Genomic DNA, 15,830 nt, shown 5'->3' with positions numbered 1-15,830 from the left:
GAAGGTGGACGTAAGGCGCTGGGATGAAAGATGAAAGGACTAAACATGAGGGACACATTGAGCGTTACGGGGGGAAGGCCCTTCTCGCTCTGATCGCCGCGATCGTATTGGGATTTGGTGCTTTCACGCTCACTAGCCTCACACCCGCGCACGCTGATGCCGTTGAGGTGGTGGCAACCGACACGCTCCCCGCGGGCACGGTTATCACCGGCCACAAAACTTGGGATGATGGCTATGGTGCCCATGCGCAGGTTAGCGTTAATCTCCTCGAAAATGGGACGGTCATTGCCACCACGAAGTCTGCTCTTGAGGACGGGTCGTTCCAGTTTGACGTGAGTGGCCTGCCTGCCGCGGCTACCTACACGGTGGAGGAAGCGGTGGTGCCGAACCACTACACGGTTTCTTACACGCAGCCTGCGCTTACCTCTTTTGATCGGGGTGGCGTCACCGGTGTAACGACATACACACCCGGCAATGATCTGGTCATTCCTTTGAGTGAACTCGGTGACGGGTCTGCCTGGGTAGTAGTGAAGAAGGGCTCTGACTTTACGGTCTGGTCTCCGGAGAAGCTTACTGACGCGCAGCTTCAGCAGGTGGGTCTGCAGATCGGTCACGGTTTCGGCGGCAAGTTCGCTCAGGTGTTGACCGGGACGGAGGCCTCGGAGGCGGGCATTCATTTCGATGGCGAGAGCGTAACCTTCGATGCTCATTCGACCTGGTCCTTGATTGTTGCGGGCACTGTCACGGTTCCGTCGGCTACTTTCAGCCCAGCTGCCGTTGTGAACAGGCTGAATACCACCCCGATTGCGACGCTTGATCCGGCCACGCCGATACCGACGGAGGAGGCAACGACCCCGCTGACCGAGCTCACCCCGGCCACGCCGGTACCGACGGAGAAAGCAACTACCCCGGCCGCTGAGGAAACCACGCCGGCTGCTGAAGTGACGCCCGCCGCCACTCTGGCCCCGGCTCGGACCGAAGCGTCCGCTCCGAACGCTTCCGAGACGAAGCTAGCTAACGCCGGTGCTCGTACGGCTGGTCTCACCACGGCTGCTGCGGTGCTACTGCTCGCCGGTACGGTGCTTGTGGCGCGGCGTCGTCACGATGCGTAACTAACGCTGCAACTGATAAATGGTCCCGATTTTGGTCGGGACCATTTTCTATGCATTTCCCGACGGCCGTTCCCAGAAAGAGCATAAGCTAGAGGCATGTTCGAGTTCTTCGCCATTGTCTCCGCGGTCTCGTTTGGTGTTCTCATCCTCACCACGTTGCTTGACGGGCTCTTTGATGACATCTTCCCGGATTTTGACGGCGTACCACTATTCACTACGATCGTATTTTTCGCCTGCGGATTCGGGCTGGTGGGCATGTTCACCAGCGCCAATGAAATGTCCGCGGGGTTGGCGCTGGGGATCTCGGCCGGCGTTGGCGTTGTGATCGCGATTATTTTTGCTCTCATCTACCGGGCCCTCCACAAGAGCGAGGACCTGGGTGACCAAAACGCCGTCGGAAAATTCGGCACCATTCGCTATGACCTCCACAACGGCACCTACCAGGTGGCCACGGCGCTTTCAGGCATGCCGCTGACGGTGGTGGCCACGCCCCTTCTTCCCGATTCCTACACGTCGGGTATGTCAGTAATCATCACCTCACAGAATGCCGACGGAACCTACGTGTTCATTAAGGCGGAAAGAAGCTAAATGAGCGTCACATACCTTACATACCTTATTGGGGGCGTCGTCCTCCTCGTTATCCTCGCCGCCGCATTCTTCGCATCGCGGCTTCGCATTGCGCCGCCGGATAAGGCAATCATCGTGTCCGGCTCCTCCGGGCGAAATGGCGAGCGCAAGGTGGTTATGCCCGGCGGGCGTACTTTCGTGCTGCCGCTGCTGCAGTCATCCACCATGATCTCGTTGCAAACGCTTCCGATCCGCCTGGTGGTGGAGAATGCGGTGGATCAGAACGCCATCCCCGTGGATGTGGAGGCGGTGGCCATGGTGAAGGTGGGCAGTGAGCCGCGCATGATCCTGGCCGCAGCGGAGCGCTTCGCTGATCAGCAGAATACAATCGGCTCCTCGGTGACGGACGTGCTTTCCGGCTCGCTCCGCTCCATCATCGGCACCATGGAAACTTCCGCGCTGCTTTCGGACCGCGAGGAGCTGGCCACGAAGGTTGCGTCCGCCGCGCAGTCAGATCTGGGGAGCATGGGACTCACCCTCGATACCCTCCAGATCAAGGAGATCACGGACAAGAACCGGTACATCGAAAACCTGGGCGTGGCCCAGTCCTCCGAGATCGAAAAGCAGGCCCGCATCTCCATGGCCAATGCCAAGCAGGAGGCGGCCGCCGCCGAGGTTGAGGCGGACAAGAAGATCGCGGAGAAAAACAAGGAACTGGCCATCTACCAGGCCCAGATTAAGCAGGAAACGGATACGCAGCAGGCGCAGGCCGACGCCGCCGGTCCGCTCGCCCAGGCGGCCCAGGCTGCTCTCATTGCGCAGAAGCAGCAGGAAGCCGCGGAGGAGAAGGCTAAGCTCCGCGAGAAGGAACTGGACACCGAGGTTCGTAAGCCCGCCGACGCCGAGAACTACAGGGCCAAGCAGGAGGCTGACGCACAGAAGTACACGCAGATTGCACAGGCACAGGCGCAGGCCGAGGCGCGGCGCGAGCAGGGTAACGCGGACGCCGAGATGACGGAGCGTGCCGGTAAGGCTAAGGCTGAGTCCGCCCGCATGACGGGCCTCGCGGACGCCGAAATTGCCGAGAAGACAGGTTTGGCCAACGCCGCCGCCGCGAAGGCAGTGGGCCTGGCCGAGGCCGAGATTGCCGCAAAGAAGGGCGAGGCCGAGGCGCAGGCGAAGCAGGCTATTGGTCTCGCGGAGGCGGAAGCGCTCAACAAGCGCGCGGACGCCCTCAAGAAGTACGGCAACGCCGCTATTGCCCAGTCCATCGTGGAGAAGCTGCCCGAGCTTGCTTCCGCTATCGCTGGCGCATACGGCAACGTGGACAACATCACCCTGATTTCCAACGACGGCACCGCCAACGGCATGGCCAGCTCGGTCACCAAGAACGCCACGGAAATTAGTGGCATCGTCAAGGCGCTGACCGGGGTGGACCTCGGGGATGTTGTGGGTGGCCTGGCAGGGAAGCAGGATTCCGCCGCGGATGATTCCACCACGTCCGGCGACGCCGCCAGCCCCGCTAAGTAGGTAGCGCACGGCGGTTTTTGTGGCTCTGAGATGGTGTGTCGCCACAGGCTTAGCGAGTAGGTGATTTCGCTAGGCCGTGTGGTGCCGCCGGTTTTGCGTTGCAGCGGCCGGCTTGAGACTAGTGCCCGCTTTTCGGTCCTCATAGGTCCGGGAAGCGGGCACTGGTGTTTTTTACGGGCGGTACTCCCTCAAGCGGCTGGCGCTGCCCGGTGGAAGGAGGCAGCACTGAGATAGCGCTGCAACCCGCTTTCCCTCCGCGTACCCAAAACGGCGTCGGCGCGCGGGAAACAGCGGACCAAACGTCCCCTCTACCCCGAAGCTGAGTTGCAAGAACTCTTGAGTGGAATAGACTCAACCTAGGGTACGTTACTTGACCAGACGGGGAGCGCCGGGAGGGCCGCGCGCGGTACCCGAACGGGAGGATTTATGGACAAGTTGACTACAAAGTCGCAGGAGGCGCTGGCGGAGGCGATACGCCTGGCCACCGATGCGGGCAATCCGCAGGTCGAACCGCTGCATCTACTGTCGGCGCTACTCACGCAGGAGGGCGGGGTGGCTGTGGCGCTGTTGGACGCCGTGGGTGCCAACCGGGCGGATATTGCCGGCCGCGTGCAGGGTGCCCTGGCGGCGCTGCCGCGCTCGGAGGGAAGCTCGGTGCAGAACCCGCAGGCGTCCCGGCCGCTCTCGCGCGTTATCTCGGCGGCGGGACAGGAGGCCACCAGCCTGGGGGACAGCTACATTTCCACCGAGCACCTGCTCATGGGGATCGCGGCCTCGCAGTCGCAGGCGGGGCAGATTCTGCAGCAGGCCGGCGCCACGCGGGAGAAGCTCGCCGCCGTACTGCCGAACGTACGCGGAAACCGGAAGGTGGACAGCCCGGATCCGGAGGGCACGTTCAAGGCGCTGGAGAAGTACGGTCAGGATCTCACGGAGGCGGCGCGCGCCGGCAAACTGGATCCCGTGATCGGCCGTGACCAGGAGATCCGGCGCGTGGTGCAGGTGCTCTCCCGGCGCACCAAGAACAACCCGGTGCTCATTGGCGAACCGGGCGTGGGCAAAACGGCCGTGGTGGAGGGGCTCGCCCAGCGCATCGTTAACGGCGATGTGCCGGAGAGTCTGCGCGGCAAGCGGCTCATCCAGTTGGACGTGGCCTCCATGGTGGCCGGCGCCAAGTACCGCGGTGAGTTTGAGGAACGCTTCAAGGCGGTGCTGCAGGAAATCAAGGACGCGAACGGCGAAATCGTCACGTTCATTGATGAGATCCACACGATTGTGGGTGCAGGCGGTGGCAGCGAGGGTGCCATGGACGCGGGCAATATGCTCAAGCCCATGCTGGCGCGTGGGGAGCTCCGGCTCATCGGCGCTACAACGCTGGATGAGTACCGCGAAAACATTGAGAAGGATCCGGCTCTAGAGCGTCGTTTTCAGCAGGTCTACGTGGGGGAGCCGTCGGTGGAGGATACGGTGGCGATCCTGCGTGGCATCGCACCCAAGTACGAGGCGCACCATAAGGTGACCATTACCGACGGTGCCCTGGTGGCCGCCGCGGAGCTCTCCAACCGGTACATTTCCGGCCGCCAACTCCCGGACAAGGCAATTGACCTGGTGGATGAGGCCGCTTCACGCCTGCGCATGGAACTGGATTCCTCCCCGGAGGAGATCGACGTGCTGCAGCGGCAGGTGGACCGGCTGAAGATGGAGGAGGCCTACTTGACGGACACGGACGGGGACAAACTGGATGACGCGTCCGCGGAGCGGCTTGAGGCGCTACGCAAGGAGCTGGCGGATAAGTCTGAACAGCTCGCCTCGCTCAACGCGCGGTGGGAAGCGGAGAAGAAGGGCCGCAACCGCGTGGGTGACCTGCGCGTGAAGCTGGACGCCCTGCGCACCAAGCTGGACCTGGCCATCCGCGAGGGCCGCTATGAGGATGCCGGCCGTATTCAGAATGGTGATATCCCGGACGTGGAGCGCCAGATCGAGGAGGCGGAGAAGGCGGAAGCCAGCGGGGAGCCGCAGGGCGAACCGATGGTGGCGGAGCGGGTCACCGCGGACGCCGTCGCGGAAGTGGTGTCCGCCTGGACTGGTGTGCCGGTGGGCCGCCTCATGCAGGGCGAAACGGAGAAGCTGCTCCACATGGAGGAGGAGCTGGGTAAGCGCGTGATCGGGCAGGAAGCTGCGGTCACCGCCGTATCCGACGCCGTTCGCCGCTCGCGGGCGGGGGTCCAGGATCCGAACCGTCCTGATGGTTCCTTCCTGTTCCTCGGTCCCACGGGCGTAGGAAAGACGGAGTTGGCCAAGGCACTCGCGGAGTTCATGTTTGACGACGAGCGTGCCATGGTGCGTATCGACATGTCCGAGTATGCGGAGAAGCACACGGTATCCCGCCTGGTGGGCGCCCCTCCGGGGTATGTGGGCTACGAGGAGGGCGGCCAGCTCACGGAGGCTGTGCGTCGGCGGCCGTACTCGGTGATCCTGCTCGATGAGGTGGAGAAGGCACACCCGGACGTGTTCGACATCCTGCTTCAGGTGCTCGATGATGGCCGGCTCACCGACGGCCAGGGCCGTACGGTGGACTTCAAGAACACCATCCTCATCCTCACCTCCAACCTGGGCTCCCAGGCGCTCTCTGACCCGGCACTCAGCGCGGATCAGAAGCGGGAGGCCGTGATGAGTGAGGTGCGCGGCCACTTCAAGCCGGAGTTCCTGAACCGCCTCGATGACATCATCCTGTTCGACCCGCTCTCCGTTGAGCAGATCGGCAAGATTGCGGATCTTCAGGTGGCTCAGCTCCAGGAGCGGCTCTCGGGCCGCCGGCTCACGCTTCACGTAACGGATGGTGCCCGCGATTACCTGGCGCTGGACGGTTACGATCCGGCGTTCGGGGCGCGGCCGCTTCGTCGCCTGGTGCAGCGGGAGATCGGGGACCAGCTGGCCCGCATGATCTTGGCCGGGCAGGTCCAGGACGGGGATACGGTGCGGGTGGATACGGCCACTCCGGATCTCGCGGAGCTGACCTCCTCGCACGACGCCGGTAGCTCGCCTGCGTCGCGTGCTTCCGTTGTGGGTGGTGGCACGGCTGCCACCGGCGCTAGCGGTTCCGGAACCGGGACGGCAGGAGGCGCTGGAGTACGGCACAAGTACGGCCTGGAGCTGAGCGTCGAGGCTAAGGAGAACGCTGAAGGCGCCACGTACTAAGTACGACGCCGGTGCGCCCCCGATCGGGTTTGTGCGCCGATATGTACCGTTGTGGGCCGCTAGGCGGCCCACAACAAGCCTTGCCGGCGCACAAACCCGCGTTAGGGTCAAGGCATGTTTACTCATCCGGACCCGGACTCTGATCCCCTCTACTACAGTGCACTGGATTTGGCGCGAGCCATGCGCAGCGGCCGGGTGGATCCCGTGGAGCACACCGAGCGCGTGCTCCAGCGCGCCCGGGATTTATCCGGTCTTGGCGCATTTGCGTCGCTGGCGCCGGAGTATTCACTGCGCCAGGCCCGCCGCGCGGCGGCGATACTGCGCAGCGCGAACACGAATACGGCCGAGGCGTACGTGGCAGTAGCGGACGCCACGCCCGCCCTCAACACAACCAAACTTGTACCGGAGGCCGCACGCGGGCGGCGCGACGGCGTCGTCGAAACAAGTGATAATCGGCCGGACCTCACGGGAGTGCCATTTCCGATCAAGGATCTCATCGCCGTGGAAGGCCTGCCGCTGGAATGTGGTACGCCGCTGCTGCGCGGACAGATTGCCGATCACACGGATGGCGTGGCGGCGGACGTGCTCGCGGCCGGCACGGTGACAATCGGCAAAACATCCACCCCGGAATTCGGCTTTACCGGCTATACGGAACCCGCTGGCCAGACGCCCGCCCGCACCCCGTGGGACCTCCGCCGGACAGCGGGCGGCTCCAGTGGTGGCGCGGCCGTGGCGGTGGCCGCCGGGATTGTGCCCATTGCGTTGGGGAATGACGGCGGCGGCTCCATCCGCATTCCCGCCGCCGCATGCGGTGTGCTGGGTATCAAACCGGGCCGCGGCCTGGTCTCCTCGGCGCCCGGCGCGCCCGGAATCGGCCTCACCACGCCGGGGATTCTGTCCCGGACAGTGGCGGATCTCGCGGCCGGATTGGAGATTATTGCGCATGTGCGCCCCGGGGACCCGTTCCCTTATCCGCGCCGCGAGCACTATCTCGCGGATGTACTGCGGAGCGGCGCGCGGCCGCTGGAAGGCATACGGCTGGCTATCCTTACCGAACCGCTCAACGTCGACACGGATATTCACCCGGCAGCGCTCGCGGCGGTGGATCGGGCGGCGCGAATCCTCCGGGCGGCGGGTGCCAGCCTCACCCGGGTGCCGCGTCCGCTGACGCCAGCGCGCTGGCACTCGGCCTTCATGCCCATCTGGAAGGCGGGCGCCGCGGCGATGAGTATTCCGGCCGGTCAGGAGACGGCGCTCACCCCGCTCACCCGGTGGCTGCGGAGCGAGGGCGGGCGGCTCACGGGCGCGGATGTGGTGCGCGCGCAGGCGGCACTGCAGGGCGTCGGCCGCACCATGGGGGAGGCGTTTGCTTCCTTCGACGCCGTTCTCACCCCCGGCAGCGGGATCCCGCCCGCACTGGCCAGCTGGACGCAGGTACCGGAGGATCCGGCGGAGGATTTCCGCCGCCAGTGTGTGGCCAGCCCGTGGACGTCCACGTGGAATATGTGGGGGCCGGCGGCCGTGTCCGTCCCGCTGCACCGAGCGGAGGTGGATGGCCAGGAGCTACCGTTTGCTGTTCATGTTGGCGGGGTGCGTGCGGGCCAGGAGGGCCTGCTGCTGCGTATCGCTGCCATTCTGGAGCGCGCGGATCCGTGGCCGCTCATCACCGTTCCGGCTGGCGCCGCGCGCTAGGCGGCCGCGATCGTTTGGTTCTAGGCGGGCTGGACGTACCCGTGCCCGGGCTGTGTGATCCAGGGCAGTTGTGGCCAGTGGCGGTGGACGTGCCCTGCTCACAACTTGGACAATCCGTGGCGCGCTGCGGTCACTTTCTACACTTGGAAAAGTGAATACAACATCTCACCCTCTGGTACTCCAGTCTGATTTCGGCTTGGCGGACGGCGCGGTGGCCGCGATGTATGGCGTGGCGCTCTCCTGCTCCCCGGAGCTGCGCATTTTCGACCTCACTCATAACATCCCGCCCTATAACATTTGGGAGGGCTCCTCGCGGTTGGCGCAGACCGTCTCCTATTGGCCGGCCGGCACCGTGTTCGTTTCCGTCATTGACCCGGGCGTGGGCTCGGACCGCCGGTCCGTGGTGGCGCAGACGGCCACCGGACATTACGTGGTGACACCGGATAACGGGACGCTCAGCCATGTGGCATCGATCTACGGAATCACAGCCGTCCGTGAAATCGACGAGGCGGTGAATCGGCGCAAGGGCAGCGAGACGTCCTACACCTTCCACGGGCGGGATGTATATGCCTATACGGGTGCTCGGCTCGCTGCGGGCATCATCTCCTTTGAGGGCGTGGGGCCGGCGCTGGATCCGGCCAGTCTGGTGCGGCTGCCACTCAGTGATGCTGAGGTGGGTGATGGTCAGATCACCGGGATCGTGGATGCGCTGGATGTCCGCTACGGCTCGCTGTGGTCCTCAATTCCGCGTGAACAGTTCCTTTCACTCGGATTTGAACTGGGCGACCACGTGCGGGTGCACATCACCCATGATGGCCGCGCGGTTCACGCCAATCGCCTGGTGTACGTACCTTCCTTCGCCTCCGTGGAGGTGGGAGAATCGCTGCTGTATGTCAATTCGCTGGACCGCATGGCCGTAGCGATTAATCGGGGCTCCTATGCCCGCGCATTTGATATTTCTACGGGTCCGAACTGGAAGATTTCGCTGGCACGAATGGACGGCGAAGCCTGAGGTGCCGCTGCGCGATGGCTCGGCACGGTGACTGAGCGGGGCACGATAGCGCGGCGTCCGGTTCGACGCCGCTGGTGCCGCGCAAGCGTTTCGGTGCCGGCGGGCTGCGTGGGCGGGCGCGGTCGACGTCGTCGTCACGCGTAGCGTACGGTCACCCGAAGCAACGGGCCGCGGGCCGCCCGTAAACGGCGCGTAAACTGGGCTGCCCAGATGGGGCGTCCACCGAATAAAAGGAGAATCCAGTGAGTTCTACGCATACGCCCAGTCCGGTAGCGAAGGTGGTGGCCACCGGTATTGGGGCCGCGCTTTTCTTTGTACTCGGTCGGTTTGTGGCGATTCCGTCCCCGTTGCCCAATACCACGATCAGTCTGCAGTATGCCGTGCTGGCGCTGTTCGCCGTGCTGTATGGGCCAACGGTGGGTGCGCTGAGCGGCTTCATTGGCCACCTACTCATTGACGCCACCTGGGGAATTTGGATTTCGTGGGAGATTGCCTCGGGTGTATTCGGCCTGGTGCTGGGGCTCCTGGTGCTGCACAATCATGTGCGCGCCGGCGACTTCAAGGGGTGGACGGCGCTGCGATTTAATCTGTCCGTCATCCTGGCGCATGCGGTGTCCTGGCTGCTGGTGGCGCCGCTGGGCGACATCCTCATTTACTCGGAGCCGGCCTCCAAGGTGTTCACGCAGGGCGCGTTTGCTTTCGTATCCAATTCGGTGACCACGTGCGTGGTGGGCTCGATTATTCTGGCGATCTATGCCCGCTCCCGCACGCGCGCGGGTTCCCTGAAGGCTGAGGAGTAGTGTGCCCGAGCCGCTGATTTCCCTCCGCGATTTCACGTTCCGCTATCCCACCCAGGAGAGCGCCACCCTGACGGACATCAACCTGCGAATCGACGCCGGTGAAAAGGTGGCGATCGTGGGGCCATCGGGGTGCGGAAAATCCACTCTGGTGAAGGTGCTGAACTCGCTCGCGTTCCATCAGGACGACGGCGTTGTGGAGGCCGGTAGCGTACGCGTTGCGGGGGTGGATCCCGCGCGGGCAGAAATCGTGGAGGTATCGCGGCGGGTTGGCACGGTGCTGCAGAACTCGGCTGACCAGTTTGTGGGTTTGACGGTGGCCGAGGACATTGCATTTTCACTGGAAAATCAGCGGGTGGCACAGCGGGACATGCGGGAGGCCGTGACGAAGGCAGCCCGGCAGGTGGGTATTGCAGATTTTCTTGCCTCCTCCCCGCAGGCGCTGTCCGGAGGACAAAAGCAGCGGGTGGCGATGGCCGGCGTGCTGGTGGACGACGTCGACATTCTGCTTTTTGACGAACCCCTGGCCATGCTGGATCCCGCCTCCGGGCGCGCGGCCGTGGAGCTTATTGACCGGCTTAACCGGGAGCTTGGTAAAACCGTCATTATCGTGGAGCATCGGCTGGAGGATGTGCTCCACTGTCCGGTGGATCGCGTGGTCCTCATGAACTCCGGCCGGATTATCGCGGATATGACGCCGGATGAGCTGGTGGCCTCGGGTCTACTAGAGGAGAACGGGATTCGCCCGCCCCTGCACGCCGCCGCATTACGTTACGCGGGCGTACACCTGCGGGCCTCCATGCACCCGTCCAATGCTGCTCACACGGTACTGAGCGAGGAGGATGTGGCGCGGGTGCGCGGCTGGGTGGGGGAGCCGGTGTCGGCGCCATCCATCGCGGCGGATGCCGTGGCCGCCGTGGAGGTTCGCGACCTCACCGTGGCCTACGAGGGCAACGGGGATCAGCCTGACAATCGCGTGCTCGAGCAGCTTTCGGCCACCATCCCGGCCGGTCAAATGGTTAGTATCGTCGGCTCCAACGGCGCCGGAAAATCCACCCTGGCCCGAGCGCTGGCCGGCTTCGAGAAGCCGCGTGAAGGTACCGTGCTCATCGGTGGGGAGGACGCCGCCCGGTGGTCGCTTGCCGAACAGGCTGCGCACGTGGGCTTCGTACTGCAGGAGCCCGGGCAGATGCTCTCCCAGCCGCGGGTGTGGGAGGAAGTGGCGCTGGGACTCAAGGCACGCGGCGTTGAGGCCGAGCGCTCGCGGGAGATTATCCGGCATGTACTGACGGTGTGCGGGCTGTGGCCGTACCGGTCCTGGCCTATCTCCGCGCTGAGTCACGGCCAGAAGAAACGTCTGACCATTGCTGCCATGCTGGCTTTGGGCCCCACCGTGCTTATTCTGGATGAGCCCACCGCCGGCCAAGATTTCCGCCACTACACCGAATTCATGGAGTTTATCCGCGGACTGAATCGCGCCGGCACCACGGTTCTTCTTATTACCCATGACATGCACCTCGCACTCGAATACACTCAGCGCTGCCTGGTGATGTCGCACGGAAAAATCATCGCCGACGCCGCCCCCGCGCGCGTGCTCACGGATCCCGCGGTGACCGCCCGCGCTGACCTGGTGCCCACGGGCCTGTATACGTATGCGCAGCGTTACGGGTTCGACGCCGAACAACTGGTACGTCGATTCCTACAGGTGGATCGGGCAAAGCACGGTGGTACGGCAGGAGATGATCCAGCACGCGTGGAAGAAGGTGCCGCGGGTGTGAACGACGTCGTACCAAACGGTGGTGCGCAAGGTACCGCGACTGCGGACCGCGGCGCAAGTTCGCGGGGCGCAGATTCGACCGGCGTGGACGGGCTGGACGGCAAGGAGGCGGCGCAGCGTGGCTAATCCGATTCTTGGATATATTGACCGGCGCAGCCCGATTCATCGGCTGACGGGTACCTCGAAGCTGATTTTATCCGTGGGGCTCATTGTGGCTGCTGCCATCACGTTCGACGCCCGCGTGCTCCTTGGCCTGGCCGTTCTCAACATTGCGCTGTGGGTGGCGGCGCGGCTTCGCTTCCGGGACATGAAGGTGGTGCTCACGCTCATCCTCGTGTTCATGGTGCTCAACAATCTGTTCATTTTCCTGTTTGCGCCCGCGTACGGTACGGACCTGTTCGGTACCACTCATGTGCTCATCAACGGGCCCGGCCGGTGGGATCTCAGCCAGGAGCAGCTGTTTTATCAGGGGCTGGTGACCCTCAAATATTTTGCCGTGTTACCGGCGGTGCTGGTGTTCGTGGGAACCACGCCGCCCTCGGAGTTTGCCGCCTCGCTCAACAGCGTGGGCGTCCCCTATAAGGCGGCCTATGCGGTGGCTCTGGCGCTGCGTTTTATCCCTGATGTACAGCGGGACTTCCACACCGTATCGCTCGCCCAGCAGGCACGCGGCATTGATATTTCGCGCCGGGTGGGGCTGTGGACGCGCGTCAAGAATGCCACCAGCATGCTAATGCCGCTGCTGCTCGGCACACTGGACCGGATCGAGACAATCGCCGCGGCCATGGAACTACGCGGCTTTGGGCGCGGGCGCAAACGCACCTGGTTCTCCGCGCGACGTATTCGGCCGGCGGATGTGGCCGTCGTGCTGCTGATGGTGGGCGCTGTGGTGGTGGCCATCGTGATGCTGCGGGTGAACGGCGGCCGCTTCTGGAACCCGTTCGCGTAGCGAGTAGTTCTCCTTTTGCCGTTGCCTTGAGCTGGAACCCGCTCGCGCAGCAACGCCGCACACTTCGCTGTAACTGTGTGCCGCGCCGCCTAAATAGCACGCATTTCGTCCGTGAGCGCCGGCCACACGGCCTTCTGCGCGGGGCCGAACGGTTCGGCACCCAGGAACACGCCGGCGCGATCGGCCTCCGGGTCCACCCACACGAACGAGCCGGACTGCCCAAAGTGGCCAAAGGTACGTGGCGAGAACGCGGCGCCGGTCCAGTGCGGTTGCTTATGATCGCGAATCTCCAGGCCCAGCCCCCAGTCATTCTGCTTCTGGTGGCCGTAGCCGGGAAGAATGCCCGCCAAGCCGGGGAAGTGCACGGCCCGCGCCTGCGCCACCATTCCGGTGCTCAGCAGTCGTGGCCGGAGCAATTCGCCGGCGAACTTTTCCAGGTCCGCCACCGTTGAAATGCCCGAATGAGCTGGGCTGGCCGGTACCACGGATTCATCCATTCCCAGCGGCCCAAACACAGCCTTCTGCACGTAGTCGCGTACGGACACGCCCGTCCGAGCCGCTAGGTAGCGGCCCAGTTCTTCGTAGCCAAAATTCGAATAAATCCGCTTCGTGGCCACGCCGGTGCGCACGGTGCCGTCATTCTCGGCCAGGCCGGAGGCATGCGCGAGCAGGTGCTCTACCGTGGAGCCCGCCGGCCCGACGGCGTCGTCCAGGTCCGCCTCACCGCGCTCCACGGCCACCAGCAACGCCCACGCAAAAATCGACTTCGTGACGGAGGCGAGCGAAAATTCGCGGTGCACATCGCCGTAGGCAAACCGCTCGCCCTCGGGCGCAATGACGGCGTAGGCGTGCGGGAAAGTCAGGGTATCGGAGGGTAACGGCGCAGTCATGGCCTCAGTCTATTCGTACGCACGACGACGCCGTGTTCCGCCCGTCCCGTCCGCGGTGGTGGGGTGAGTTACGGGCAGGCTGCGTGCAGCGCTTGTCATGTGATTCTCCCCCCCGCCGGGTTTACCTGATAGTCCACTCGCATCTGATCGGGTTGGAGAGAGGCAGTGCGGAATTTGTGGTGGAGGTCTTGTGCTCGATCACCGGCCGCTCCGTGCAACGTTCGTCCGGTGGCCCGGTTTCCCTGCGGGGAGAGCCGCGGAGGTGCGAGTTCATACCGGCTACGCGCCCTTCACAAACACCTCACTACGTAACTTGGAAGCTCGCGGTGATTGGAAGCTCGCGGTGAACGGCGTCGTCGGAATTTCACGTGGCGTCAGCAAGAACGTAACCTAGAGGCATGACGCGTGAAATTAAAACCTGGCTTACCGATATGGACGGCGTGCTGGTGCATGAGAACCGGGCGCTCCCCGGCGCGAAGGAGTTCCTGGACACGCTGAAGCAGAAGGGCTACCCCTACCTTGTGCTCACCAACAACTCAATCTTTACGCGCAGGGACCTCTCGGCGCGGCTGGCGGCGTCGGGACTGGACGTGCCGGAGGACCACATTTGGACATCCGCGTCCGCAACCGCGGAATTCCTCGCGGAGCAGGTGCCCTCGAAGCGGGCGTTTGTGGTGGGCGAGGCGGGCCTCACCACGTCGCTGTATAACACGGGATTCGTGATGACCAGCGACAAGCCGGACGTGGTGGTGCTGGGCGAAACGCGCACCTACTCGATCGACGCCCTGACCACCGCTATTCGCCTTATTGATAAGGGTGCGCGATTCATCGCCACCAACCGGGACCTCATCGGCCCCTCGCAGCAGGGGCCCATTCCTGCCACCGGCGCCGTGGCGGCCATGATTACCGCGGCCACCGGCAAGCAGCCGTACTACGTGGGCAAGCCGAACCCGGTCATGCTTCGCAAGGGACTCAACCTGCTCGATGCGCATTCGGAATCCGCGGCGCTCATCGGTGACACGATGGATACGGACATTCAGGCCGGCATGGAGGCGGGCCTCCAAACCCACCTGGTGCTCTCCGGCAACACGCAGCGCGAGGACATTATTAGTTTCCCGTTCCGCCCGGACTACATTCACGGCGGCATCGCGGACATTGTCGAGATGCTGTAGGCGGCTGCTTCGGTAGCCGCCTGCCCGGTCCTCCGCTAAAGGCGATGCCGGCAATAATCCACGGGCGGCGAGGGTAATTCGCGGGTAGCGAGGGCTGCGTGCCCAGTCCTGTTCGTTACTCTGCGAACTCCATGATGACCGGCACGTGGTCGGACGGCTTCTTACCCTTCCGCTCGTCGCGGTCGATGTGCGCGGCGAGCAGCGCGTCCGCCAAGTGCGGGGACGCCCACCCGAAATCGATCCGCATGCCTTCATTTCGCGGGAAGCGGAGCTTCTGGTAGTCCCAGAACGTGTAGGCGGCGCCGTCGGCATCACGCGTTACCTCGCGCATTCCGGCCGCCGAGAAAGCGGCGAAGTGCTCCCGCTCGGCGTCCGTGATGTAGAGGCCGCCCGCGTTATCGCGGAAATAGGCGGGGTCCCACACGTCCTCATCGCGCGGCGCCACGTTCCAATCTCCGGCGAGGAGAAGACGCTGCTCCGGAGCCTCAGCCAGTGCTGCGGCGGTACTACGCTGCAGTGCATTCAGGAAATCAAGCTTGTAGCGGTAGTGCGGGTCAGTAACCGCTCGGCCATTCGGCACGTACAGGCTCCACACGCGCGTGGTGCCCACCGTTGCGCCCAGCGCCCGCGCCTCCACCACCGGCGTTTTTACCGGGGCGCCATCCGCACCCAGTTTCGCGAAAGCCGGCTGTCCGGGGAATTGCGTGGCCACGTCCGTGATGCCCACGCGGGATATCACGGCCACCCCGTTCCACTGGTCCAGGCCGATCGCCTCCACCTGGTAGCCGGCCTGCTCGAACGGCTCGCGCGGGAACTGCTCCGGCTTGCACTTGGTTTCCTGCAGCAGCAGCACGTCCAGGTCCCAGCGCTTCAGCACACCGAGCGCGCGCTCAAACCGGGTGCGAACAGAATTGATATTCCACGTGGCAATGCGCATGGAGTCAGCCTAGCGCGGGCGGTTGGTGGGTGGGCTGGGATGCGCTTGGCTGGGCGTGGTTGGGATGGGATGGTGCGGAGCCGAGCCTGGCCGGCGGGTGGCCGGGCGGCCGATCGCGGGCGCAGCGCGGGCCGGATGCGGTGGGCATGCGGTTCGGGCGGTACGCAAACGGCGTCGTCGAACCGGGCGCCAGAAACCGG

The 15,830-nt window shown here is 64.4% G+C and carries 12 protein-coding genes; 10 read left to right on the top strand and 2 right to left on the bottom strand.

Features of this window, described 5'->3' with window-relative positions; translation table 11 throughout:
* The first annotated feature begins 23 nt into the window (after nucleotides 1–23).
* The 9 genes from EIH27_RS07340 to EIH27_RS07300 all read left to right on the top strand — a co-directional run bounded on the left by EIH27_RS07340 (nucleotide 24) and on the right by EIH27_RS07300 (nucleotide 12,631).
* A complete protein-coding gene (locus tag EIH27_RS07340; protein WP_124040335.1) occupies nucleotides 24–1,112 on the top strand; it encodes a Cna B-type domain-containing protein in 1,089 nt (362 codons plus the stop codon).
* Nucleotides 1,113–1,208: 96 nt separating this feature from the next.
* A complete protein-coding gene (locus EIH27_RS07335) occupies nucleotides 1,209–1,700 on the top strand; it encodes a hypothetical protein (RefSeq protein WP_124040334.1) in 492 nt (163 codons plus the stop codon).
* Nucleotides 1,701–3,209 (top strand): flotillin family protein, encoded by a 1,509-nt coding sequence (locus tag EIH27_RS07330; protein ID WP_124040333.1) that lies wholly within the window; start codon nucleotides 1,701–1,703, stop codon nucleotides 3,207–3,209.
* A 426-nt stretch (nucleotides 3,210–3,635) separates the two neighbouring features.
* Nucleotides 3,636–6,404, top strand: a complete 2,769-nt coding sequence (gene clpB, locus EIH27_RS07325; protein ID WP_124040332.1) for an ATP-dependent chaperone ClpB — start codon at nucleotides 3,636–3,638, stop codon at nucleotides 6,402–6,404.
* 114 nt (nucleotides 6,405–6,518) lie between these two features.
* On the top strand, nucleotides 6,519–8,096 hold the full coding sequence (locus EIH27_RS07320; RefSeq protein ID WP_124040331.1) for an amidase: 1,578 nt from the start codon (nucleotides 6,519–6,521) through the stop codon (nucleotides 8,094–8,096).
* A gap of 151 nt (nucleotides 8,097–8,247) precedes the next feature.
* Entirely contained in the window at nucleotides 8,248–9,108 is an 861-nt protein-coding gene (locus tag EIH27_RS07315) for an SAM hydrolase/SAM-dependent halogenase family protein (RefSeq protein WP_241153025.1), read from the top strand.
* A gap of 242 nt (nucleotides 9,109–9,350) precedes the next feature.
* A complete protein-coding gene (locus EIH27_RS07310; protein ID WP_124040330.1) occupies nucleotides 9,351–9,908 on the top strand; it encodes an ECF-type riboflavin transporter substrate-binding protein in 558 nt (185 codons plus the stop codon).
* A 1-nt stretch (nucleotide 9,909) separates the two neighbouring features.
* Nucleotides 9,910–11,808, top strand: a complete 1,899-nt coding sequence (locus EIH27_RS07305; RefSeq protein ID WP_164461640.1) for an ABC transporter ATP-binding protein — start codon at nucleotides 9,910–9,912, stop codon at nucleotides 11,806–11,808.
* Nucleotides 11,801–12,631 carry an energy-coupling factor transporter transmembrane component T family protein gene (locus tag EIH27_RS07300; RefSeq protein ID WP_124040328.1) on the top strand — a complete coding sequence of 277 codons (831 nt, stop codon included), beginning with the start codon at nucleotides 11,801–11,803 and terminating at the stop codon, nucleotides 12,629–12,631. The genes EIH27_RS07305 and EIH27_RS07300 overlap by 8 nt, the downstream gene beginning before the upstream one ends.
* Before the next feature lie 89 nt (nucleotides 12,632–12,720).
* Here EIH27_RS07300 and EIH27_RS07295 read toward each other — a convergent pair whose 3' ends face one another.
* On the bottom strand, nucleotides 12,721–13,521 hold the full coding sequence (locus EIH27_RS07295; protein ID WP_124040327.1) for a serine hydrolase domain-containing protein: 801 nt from the start codon (nucleotides 13,519–13,521) through the stop codon (nucleotides 12,721–12,723).
* Between the two features lie 398 nt (nucleotides 13,522–13,919).
* Here EIH27_RS07295 and EIH27_RS07290 point away from each other — a divergent pair, with 398 nt between their 5' ends.
* Nucleotides 13,920–14,693, top strand: coding sequence for an HAD-IIA family hydrolase (locus EIH27_RS07290; protein ID WP_124040326.1), 774 nt, complete (start codon nucleotides 13,920–13,922; stop codon nucleotides 14,691–14,693).
* A gap of 115 nt (nucleotides 14,694–14,808) precedes the next feature.
* On the opposite strand, the gene EIH27_RS07285 is transcribed toward EIH27_RS07290, so the two are convergent.
* Nucleotides 14,809–15,630: an exodeoxyribonuclease III gene (locus EIH27_RS07285; protein ID WP_124040325.1), complete on the bottom strand. Its 822-nt coding sequence runs from the start codon at nucleotides 15,628–15,630 to the stop codon at nucleotides 14,809–14,811.
* Nucleotides 15,631–15,830 lie beyond the last annotated feature (200 nt).

This window comes from Neoactinobaculum massilliense (genome assembly GCF_900604955.1).
Lineage (GTDB): Bacteria > Actinomycetota > Actinomycetes > Actinomycetales > Actinomycetaceae > Neoactinobaculum > Neoactinobaculum massilliense.
This window is presented reverse-complemented; position numbering and strand designations above follow the sequence as displayed.

Excerpts from the sequence above, each read along its gene's own strand:
- EIH27_RS07340 (WP_124040335.1), top strand. The coding sequence starts at position 24 with ATGAAAGATGAAAGGACTAAACATGAGGGACACATTGAGCGTTACGGG.
- EIH27_RS07335 (WP_124040334.1), top strand. The coding sequence starts at position 1,209 with ATGTTCGAGTTCTTCGCCATTGTCTCCGCGGTCTCGTTTGGTGTTCTC.
- EIH27_RS07330 (WP_124040333.1), top strand. The coding sequence starts at position 1,701 with ATGAGCGTCACATACCTTACATACCTTATTGGGGGCGTCGTCCTCCTC.
- clpB (WP_124040332.1), top strand. The coding sequence starts at position 3,636 with ATGGACAAGTTGACTACAAAGTCGCAGGAGGCGCTGGCGGAGGCGATA.
- EIH27_RS07320 (WP_124040331.1), top strand. The coding sequence starts at position 6,519 with ATGTTTACTCATCCGGACCCGGACTCTGATCCCCTCTACTACAGTGCA.
- EIH27_RS07295 (WP_124040327.1), bottom strand. The coding sequence starts at position 13,521 with ATGACTGCGCCGTTACCCTCCGATACCCTGACTTTCCCGCACGCCTAC.
- EIH27_RS07290 (WP_124040326.1), top strand. The coding sequence starts at position 13,920 with ATGACGCGTGAAATTAAAACCTGGCTTACCGATATGGACGGCGTGCTG.
- EIH27_RS07285 (WP_124040325.1), bottom strand. The coding sequence starts at position 15,630 with ATGCGCATTGCCACGTGGAATATCAATTCTGTTCGCACCCGGTTTGAG.